The 1,565-nt window shown below is 63.2% G+C and carries 2 protein-coding genes and 1 pseudogene; 1 reads left to right on the top strand and 2 read right to left on the bottom strand.

Features of this window, described 5'->3' with window-relative positions:
- A pseudogene (locus tag Q7U29_RS10650) lies at window positions 1-327 on the bottom strand (peptidase S10); the annotation flags it as partial.
- Between the two features lie 125 nt (window positions 328-452).
- A complete protein-coding gene (locus tag Q7U29_RS10655) occupies window positions 453-584 on the bottom strand; it encodes a hypothetical protein (RefSeq protein WP_304741150.1) in 132 nt (43 codons plus the stop codon).
- 363 nt (window positions 585-947) lie between these two features.
- On the opposite strand from Q7U29_RS10655, the gene Q7U29_RS10660 reads away from it, so the two are divergent.
- Window positions 948-1,565, top strand: a 618-nt coding sequence (locus tag Q7U29_RS10660; RefSeq protein ID WP_304741152.1) for a hypothetical protein, incomplete at its 3' end; no start/stop codon positions are given.

Here is a 1,565-nt window from a genome sequence, read left to right on the forward strand (position 1 = left end):
GGTGAAGGCGATGTCGGCCTGCGGCTCGCGCTTGTCGTTGAACAGCGGAATCGAACCGGCGGTGGCGGTGAAATCGAGCGTTCGCCCGGGAAGCGCCAGGGTGTGGCGGGTGGTCGAATCCGGCGGCAGCCGGTGCTGCTCGACGGCCGCCGGACTTGATGCGCTGCCGCGCGCACCGGTGGCGCCCGGCTTCGGCTCCGACGGCGTTGCCGTCTGATGATGCTGAGGCTGCGGCGCATCCTGGGCGCGCGCGCCCGTCACCACCGACAATGTGAGGAACACAAGCGCGAAGCGCAGATGGCGCGGCGCGACGAGGCGAATGGCCATGTCCGTTGCTCTCCCTGCCCCCGCGATCAGACAGGATACTGTTCGCAACAAAGGCAAGGTGATGACAATGGCGATGACAATCACGATTCCGCTATGGGCGCGCCGGCGACCGAATCAATGCTGCATCAATACTGCGGTTCGCGCTCATGCCGGAGTTGCGCCTGCAGCGTGGACATCCAGTAATGCAGAATCGTGCGCGTGATGGCGTCATCGATCGCCAGGAGCGCGGGTCTAACCGTGGTAAAGATCTTGCTCATCGCAATCCCCATCCGAGACATCAATTGCCGGTGAATGGTGAGAGATTACGCCGGATTCGTCATAGCCACCGTGATCCAGCTCACACACTCTGCGTTGCGTCGCCCTCCACGCATCAGGGCCAAGCTCGATTTGAGTCCGCCGATGTATTAAGAGTTCGATCCCGCCGCCGCGCAGTTCGCGGATATGTGATATGCGTCACACTCACTTGGGGGCGACCAAGCTAGCGGTATGATACTTCCTTCGTCCCCCTCGTCAGGCGAAGCGAAAGTTCGGGGACCGTCGGTTTTCGATGTCTGGCTTGCGAAGCGATCGGCTCAATTCACCGTTGAGCCCGGCTTTGCCACTTGGAATGAGGTTTTGGGATGAAGAGAGCGATTGTCGTGGTTGTCGGCGTGATGGGGTTTGCGGGATCCGCGACCGCCCAGGCGCCGGTTGCAGTCGTGGAAGAGGTTCAGGGCAACGTCACCGGCGCCGAGTTCATGGACTATGTGGTGCCGGGAAAAGTCATCAAGCTCGGGTCCGGAGCTTCGGTCGTGCTCGGCTACATGAAATCCTGCCGGCGCGAAACCATCAGCGGCACGGGGACGGTCATCGTCGGCCAGGACGAGAGCAAGGTCCACCTCGCCGAGGTCGAAGGCAGCAAGACGAACTGCGATCCCGCCCAGGCGCATCCCACCACCCGGGCAACCAGCGACGTCGCGGCAAGTGTCGTCCGCAGCCTGGAAAAGGGCGCGCCGCCAGCCGGCCCCCAGTTGACGCTTTACGGCACCTCGCCGCTGGTCGAAGCCAAGGGGCGCGGCACGCTGGTGTTCGAACGGCTCGACCAGAAGGGCGAGCGCCAGCAGTTTGATCTCACCGGCAACCAGCTCAGGGGCAGGTTCTACGATCTTGCCGGCACCAGCAAATCGCTCACGCCGGGTGCTACCTATGCGGCAACGTTCGCATCGCGCAGGATCGTGTTCCGGGTCGATCCCCAGGCC

The sequence above is a fragment of the Bradyrhizobium sp. genome (assembly GCF_030654605.1).
Classification (GTDB): domain Bacteria; phylum Pseudomonadota; class Alphaproteobacteria; order Rhizobiales; family Xanthobacteraceae; genus Bradyrhizobium.